General features: G+C 69.7%; 6 protein-coding genes. 2 read left to right on the top strand and 4 right to left on the bottom strand.

Features of this window, described 5'->3' with window-relative positions; translation table 11 throughout:
- Positions 1–49: 49 nt before the first annotated feature.
- Complete coding sequence (locus HUX53_RS38780; protein ID WP_309237637.1) at positions 50–511, bottom strand: OsmC family protein; 462 nt, start codon at positions 509–511, stop codon at positions 50–52.
- Between the two features lie 106 nt (positions 512–617).
- On the opposite strand from HUX53_RS38780, the gene HUX53_RS38775 reads away from it, so the two are divergent.
- Entirely contained in the window at positions 618–1,298 is a 681-nt protein-coding gene (locus HUX53_RS38775) for a DoxX family protein (protein ID WP_176408249.1), read from the top strand.
- Between the two features lie 57 nt (positions 1,299–1,355).
- On the opposite strand, the gene HUX53_RS38770 is transcribed toward HUX53_RS38775, so the two are convergent.
- From HUX53_RS38770 to HUX53_RS38760, 3 genes are all read right to left on the bottom strand, one after another.
- Positions 1,356–4,166 (bottom strand): vitamin B12-dependent ribonucleotide reductase, encoded by a 2,811-nt coding sequence (locus HUX53_RS38770; RefSeq protein ID WP_176408248.1) that lies wholly within the window; start codon positions 4,164–4,166, stop codon positions 1,356–1,358.
- 120 nt (positions 4,167–4,286) lie between these two features.
- Positions 4,287–4,760 carry a transcriptional regulator NrdR gene (nrdR, locus tag HUX53_RS38765; protein WP_176408247.1) on the bottom strand — a complete coding sequence of 158 codons (474 nt, stop codon included), beginning with the start codon at positions 4,758–4,760 and terminating at the stop codon, positions 4,287–4,289.
- A 347-nt stretch (positions 4,761–5,107) separates the two neighbouring features.
- Positions 5,108–5,443, bottom strand: coding sequence for a LysM domain-containing protein (locus HUX53_RS38760; protein WP_176408246.1), 336 nt, complete (start codon positions 5,441–5,443; stop codon positions 5,108–5,110).
- Positions 5,444–5,619: 176 nt separating this feature from the next.
- Here HUX53_RS38760 and lexA point away from each other — a divergent pair, with 176 nt between their 5' ends.
- A complete protein-coding gene (lexA, locus tag HUX53_RS38755) occupies positions 5,620–6,318 on the top strand; it encodes a transcriptional repressor LexA (protein ID WP_176408245.1) in 699 nt (232 codons plus the stop codon).
- Positions 6,319–6,491: the final 173 nt, after the last annotated feature.

The following is a 6,491-nucleotide window of genomic DNA, read 5'->3' as shown; positions in this document are numbered from 1 at the left end:
GCCATGCCCCCCGGCCCGCCTGAAACCCCGCGGCCGCACCCGCTGAACCTCACGAACAGGTCGCCTCGTGGCGGACGGGGAAGTTGACCGAGTTCGCGATGAAACACAGCTCGTGCGCCCGTTCATGCAGCTCGGCGGCCCGTCCCGCCTGCTCGGGATCGGCGAGCACGACCCTGGGACGCAGCACGACCTCCGCGAACCGTCCACCGCCGTCCGGCGTCTCGACCATGACGCCGCGTGGCCGGTCCTCGTAGCCCGTCACGACCACCTTCTCGACGGCGCACAGATGGAGGAACCACAGCATGTGGCACTGCGCCAGAGAGGCGACGAGCAGCTCCTCCGGGTTCCACCGGGCCGGGTCGCCGCGAAACCCGGGGTCGGAACTCCCCGGTATGAGCGGCTTGCCCTCCGCCCGCACCTCGTGCGCCCGCTCGTAGGCGCGGTAGGAACTCGTCCCCGAACCGGTGTTCCCCGTCCAGGCCACCGACACTTCGTACCGATGTCTTTTCACCCGCCGACCGTAGCCGCCACCTGCGACGTTCGCGATATCTCCGGCGAGGCCGTCATACTCTCCGTCTGACCGGGCCCCCATCCCCCGTGCTGAAGGAGACGACGGCATGTGCTCTCGGCCGCTCTACGACGTTGTGGCAGTCCTCGCGCGGCTCGGCGTCGGCATCGTGTTCATGGCGCACGGCTGGCAGAAGATCGAGGCGGGCATCACCGCGACCGGCCGCTCGTTCGACGACCTCGGCGTCCCGCTCCCCACCGCGGCCGCCGTCTACTCCGCGTTCGTCGAACTGCTCGGCGGCGCCGCGCTGATCGCCGGCCTGGGCCTGCCCATCACCGGCGTCCTGCTGTTCATCGACATGGCCGGCGCGTTCATCTTCGTCCACGCCGGCGAGGGCCTGTTCGTGGTGGACGGCGCGACGATCCAGAACGGCTACGAACTCGTCCTCGCCCTCGGCATGATCAGCCTCGTGTTCGCCGCCGGCGGCGGCGGCCGCCTGACCATCGACCAGTGGATCATCGGCAAGCGCCTCCGCGGCCCCGCCGACGACGACGAGGACGACGCCGCGAGCTTCGTCGAATCCCTCCGCCAGGCCGAACTGAAGCCCCCGAAGAAGCCCCGCCGCACCCCGAAGTCCCCCGAGCTGCCGCCGTCCGCCCCGCCGGCCAAGCCCGAAGGCACCGAGGACGACACCCTGGTCGCCGGCCCCCGCAAATCCACCCAGCGCCGCCGCGCCTCAACCACCCAGCCAATCAAACCCACCACCGACGACAAGTCCAAGTCCCCCTGACGCAAACGACCCGGCCCCCGGCGAGCGTGTGCTCACCGGGGGCCGGTCGGTCGTGCGTCAGCTGCAGCCGCTGGTGGAGCCGCAGCCTTCGCAGACGTAGCAGCTGCCCGCCGGGCGCATCTTCGTGCCGCAGGTGAGGCAGAGCGGGGCGTCCGCGGTGCGGCCCTGGCGGCTCTCGATCGCCTCGACCGACGAGTGCGCCTCGGGTGCCGGGGCCGGCGCCGGGGCGGACGGCTTGGTGATCGCGGCGGACTGGGCGAGCGACTCGTGGTCGACCTCGTCCTCGGCGTGCAGGGCGGCCGGGTCCTCCCCGTTGGCCTGCATCGCGCGCTCCCCGGCGGTGAGGATGCCGAGCTCCGCGCGGTCCTCGAACGGCAGGTGGTCCAGCGCCAGGCGGCGGAAGATGTAGTCCATCACCGAGGTCGCCATGCGGATGTCGGGGTCGTCGGTCATCCCGGCGGGCTCGAACCGCATGTTGGTGAACTTCTCCACCCACGTCTCCAGCGGGACGCCGTACTGCAGGCTGATGGAGATCGCCATGGAGAAGGCGTCCATCACGCCGGCCAGCGTGGAGCCCTGCTTGCCGAGCTTCAGGAAGACCTCGCCGACGCCGTCGTCCGGGTAGGACGAGGCGGTCATGTAGCCCTCGGCGCCCGCGACGGAGAAGCGGGTGACGGTCGCGGGGCGCTGCTTCGGCAGCCGCCTGCGGATCGGGCGCGGGGCCAGCGTCTCCGCCGGCTCCTCCTTCTCCTTCTTGCCGGCGGCCGACAGGGGCTGGCCGACCTTGCAGTTGTCGCGGTAGATCGCCAGGGCCTTCAGGCCGAGCCGCCAGCCCTCGAAGTACACCTTCTCGATGTCCTCGATGGTGGCCTTCTCCGGCATGTTGACCGTCTTGGAGATCGCGCCGGACAGGAACGGCTGGACGGCCGCCATCATCCGGACGTGCCCCATCGGGCTGATCGACCGCTCGCCCATCGCGCAGTCGAACACCTCGTAGTGGTCGGGGCGCAGGCCGGGCGCGTCCACCACGTGGCCGTGCTCGGCGATGTACTCGACGATCGCCTCGATCTGCTCCTGCTGGTAGCCGAGCTGCTCCAGCGCGCGCGGCACCGTGTGGTTGACGATCTGCATGGACCCGCCGCCGACGAGCTTCTTGAACTTCATCAGCGCGAGGTCGGGCTCGATCCCGGTGGTGTCGCAGTCCATCATCAGGCCGATGGTGCCGGTCGGCGCGAGCAGGCTGGCCTGCGCGTTGCGGTAGCCGTGCTTCTCGCCGGCCTTCAGGCAGTCCGCCCACTGCTTGGCGGCGGCGGCGTGGACGGCCTTGTCCATCTCGTCCAGCGTGCGGATGCCGTCGTTGGCGGCGGCGTGCTTGCGCATGACGCGCTTGTGCGCCTCGGCGTTGCGCGCGTAGCCCGCGTACGGGCCCACCACGCCGGCGATCTCCGCGGACCGCTTGTAGGCGACGCCCGTCATCAGCGACGTGATCGCCGCGGCGAGGGACCGCCCGCCCTCGGAGTCGTAGGCGTGCCCGGTCGCCATCAGCAGCGCGCCCAGGTTGGCGTAGCCGATGCCGAGCTGCCGGTAGTCGCGCGTCGTCTCGGCGATCTTCTCGGTCGGGAAGTCGGCGAACGTGATCGAGATGTCCATCGCCGTGATGATCAGCTCGGTGAGCTTCGTGAACTTGGCGACGTCGAACGTGCCCGCCTCGGTGAGGAACTTCAGCAGGTTGATGCTCGCGAGGTTGCAGGACGAGTTGTCCAGGCTCATGTACTCCGAGCACGGGTTGGACGCGGTGATGCGGCCGGTCTCGGGGTTGGTGTGCCAGTCGTTGATCGTGTCGTCGTACTGGATGCCGGGGTCGGCGCACTCCCAGGCGGCCTTGGCCATGACCCGGAACAGGTCCTTGGCCTTGATGGTCTCGATGACCTCGCCGGTCATCCGGGCGCGCAGCCCGAACTCGCCGCCGGACTCCACGGCCTGCATGAACTCGTCCGACACGCGGACGGAGTTGTTGGCGTTCTGGTACTGGACGCTGTTGATGTCCTTGCCGCCGAGGTCCATGTCGAACCCGGCGTCCCGCAGCGCGCGGATCTTGTCCTCCTCGCGCGCCTTGGTCTCGATGAACTCCTCGACGTCGGGGTGGTCGACGTCCAGCACGACCATCTTCGCGGCCCGGCGGGTGGCGCCGCCGGACTTGATCGTCCCGGCGGACGCGTCGGCGCCGCGCATGAACGACACGGGACCGCTGGCGGTGCCGCCGGAGGAGAGCAGTTCCTTGCTGGACCGGATGCGGGAGAGGTTCAGGCCGGCCCCGGAGCCGCCCTTGAAGATGACGCCCTCTTCCTTGTACCAGTCGAGGATCGACTCCATCGTGTCGTCCACCGACAGGATGAAGCACGCGCTCACCTGCTGCGGGGACTTCGTGCCCACGTTGAACCAGACCGGGGAGTTGAAGCTGAACAGCTGGTGGACGAGGGCGTGCTTGAGTTCGTGGTCGAAGATCTCGGCGTCCTGCTCGGAGGCGAAGTAGCCCTCCCGGATGCCGGTCTCGGTGTAGACGCCCACCACGCGGTCGACGAGCTGCTTCAGGCTCCATTCCCGCTGCGGGGTGCCGACCGCGCCGCGGAAGTACTTGGACGTGACGATGTTGACCGCGTTCAGCGACCAGAAGTCGGGGAACTCGACGCCGCGCTGCTCGAAGTTCACCGAGCCGTCGCGCCAGTTGGTCATGACGACGTCACGACGTTCCCAGTGCAGCTCGTCGTACGGGTGCACGCCGGGCGTGGTGAAGATGCGCTCGACCTTCAGCCCTTTGCGGCCCCCCTTGCCGCGCCGCGCCGCCGAGCCGCTCACCGTCTCCGTCATGACCTTCCCCCTTCTCGGGCTCCCGCCGGGCCCTGTTCAGGAACAACTCCGCCGCCGCACGGGGCATGCCCGCGCGGAGGCGCTTTTCAATGTGCTGCTTTGTGCTGCCGGAACCGTCCCCTACCGGGACGGGCCGGGCTCCCCCGAGGAACCGGCCTTCCGCAGTGCGTCGATCTCCTTGGCGAAGTCGTCCAGCGACTCGAAGCTCCGGTAGACCGAGGCGAATCGCAGATAGGCGACCTCATCGAGTTCACGGAGCGGCCCCAGAATCGCGAGGCCGACCTCGTGCGAGGGGATTTCCGCGGATCCGGACGACCTGATCGCCTCTTCGACCCGCTGCCCCAGCTTCGCGAGCGCATCCTCGTCCACCGGACGGCCCTGGCAGGCCCTGCGCACACCGGCGATGATCTTTTCCCGGGAGAACGGCTCGGTGACCCCGCTGCGCTTGGCCACCATCACGAGCACATTCTCCTGCGTCGTGAATCTCCTGCCGCATTCCGCGCACGACCGGCGCCGCCGAATGGCGCCGCCGTCATCGGTGGAACGGCTGTCGATCACTTTGGTGTCAGGGTTGCGGCAGAACGGGCAGTGCACGCTAGTTCTCCTCCCCTGACGTAAACGAGTTACACCGATGTGGGCGCCATATATAGGGAACTACATCGATGTGACTACTAGATGTTGTGGTCAACCGTACGGCTCGCCGCAGCCGTTCGCAACCTGATCCGGGGCCTCACGCGTCACATCCTGCACGTCCGCGCAGGTCACCTCGCGCCTCCCCTTTTTCTTCCCGGGCGTGTCGTCACGCAACGTCCGCGGCGATCACAGAACGCCTGGTAGAACGCACGACCGCCCCCGCCGGCGCACGCGACTGACGCAGCCCGAACAGGCCGTCCGGCCGGACGCTCGGCAGCGGCGCGGCGGCCAGCTCGGCCGTCACGCGGTCAGCCGGCGGGGAGGCGGATCTCCTGGCCCGGCAGGACGACGGGATCGCCGCCGAGGCCGTTGAGGTCCATGATGCGCCGGACGGTCAGCCGCGGGTCGGCGGCCGGGTCGGCGGCGGACGCGATGCCCCACAGCGTGTCGCCCGGCTGGACGACGACGGTCTCGGGCGGACGGGACGTCCCGTGGCGGCCGTCGCCCGATCCGGCGAAGGCGCCGGGACCGACGGTGAGCCAGAGGCCCACCAGGGTGACAGTGGCGGCGAAAGCCACCAGGACGGCGCGGCCGCGGCGGGTCAGGCGGATCGGGGCGCGGTCACTGTGGGGTGAACCGGACATCTCTCCCCTCCTCGACGTCGAATGAATTTTCGATCGAACGCCTGTACGATGTTCTACCAGGAGACGGCCGGAAAAAGCGAGCACATCTTCGAACAATTGTTTGATCATTAGGCCGGGACGCGATAGCGTTCCATGACAAGGAGTGACCGATCGAGGCGCCCGGGAGGCGACTAGCGATGAGCAAGGTCCGGGAGCTGCCCGACGGGCCGATGGACGAGACGGGCCTGACGCAGCGGCAGCGCATGGTGCTGGAGGTGATCCGCGACTCGGTCCAGCGCCGCGGGTACCCGCCGTCCATGCGCGAGATCGGCGAGGCCGTGGGGCTGACCAGCACCTCCAGCGTGTCGCACCAGCTCCGGTCGCTCCAGCGCAAGGGCTTCCTGCGGCGCGACCCCAACCGGCCGCGCGCGGTCGAGGTGCGGGTGCCGGGCACGACGCCGGTGCGCACCGACGAGGAGGCCTTCGAAGCGGCGGGGGGCCAGCCCGCGTCCGCGCAGCCCGCGCCCGCCTACGTGCCGCTCGTCGGCCGGATCGCCGCCGGTGGCCCGATCCTCGCCGAGGAGGCCGTCGAGGACGTGTTCACGCTGCCGAAGCAGCTCGTCGGCGAGGGCACCCACTTCCTGCTGAAGGTCACCGGTGACTCGATGATCGAGGCCGCGATCGCGGACGGTGACTGGGTGGTCGTGCGGCAGCAGCCGGTGGCCGAGCAGGGCGACATCGTGGCCGCCATGATCGACGGCGAGGCCACGGTCAAGACGTTCAAGCGGCGGGACGGGCACATCTGGCTGATGCCGCAGAACCCCGCCTACGAGCCGATCCCCGGCGACGAGGCGTCCGTCCTGGGCCGCGTCGTCGCCGTCCTCCGCAAGATGTAGCACGCGCGCACCAATGGGCCGCCGGACGACGACTCCGGCGGCCCGTCGGCATCCGAGTGCGTCGACCAGCCAGGTGTTGATCGCCCCAGGGGTCGCGGGCTCGCCGGTGACCTCGCCGAACAGCGTCCAGTAGCGGCGGCCCGGGCCCGCGCCCCGGGGGTCGGGGCGCGGGG

The organism is Actinomadura sp. BRA 177, from assembly GCF_013372625.1.
GTDB lineage: Bacteria > Actinomycetota > Actinomycetes > Streptosporangiales > Streptosporangiaceae > Spirillospora.
The sequence above is the reverse complement of the archived record's forward strand: the minus strand, read 5'-3'. Positions and strand labels throughout refer to the sequence as shown.

Coding starts and splice junctions, on each gene's coding strand:
- HUX53_RS38775 (WP_176408249.1), top strand. CDS start 618: ATGTGCTCTCGGCCGCTCTACGACGTTGTGGCAGTCCTCGCGCGGCTC.
- HUX53_RS38770 (WP_176408248.1), bottom strand. CDS start 4,166: ATGACGGAGACGGTGAGCGGCTCGGCGGCGCGGCGCGGCAAGGGGGGC.
- HUX53_RS38760 (WP_176408246.1), bottom strand. CDS start 5,443: ATGTCCGGTTCACCCCACAGTGACCGCGCCCCGATCCGCCTGACCCGC.
- lexA (WP_176408245.1), top strand. CDS start 5,620: ATGAGCAAGGTCCGGGAGCTGCCCGACGGGCCGATGGACGAGACGGGC.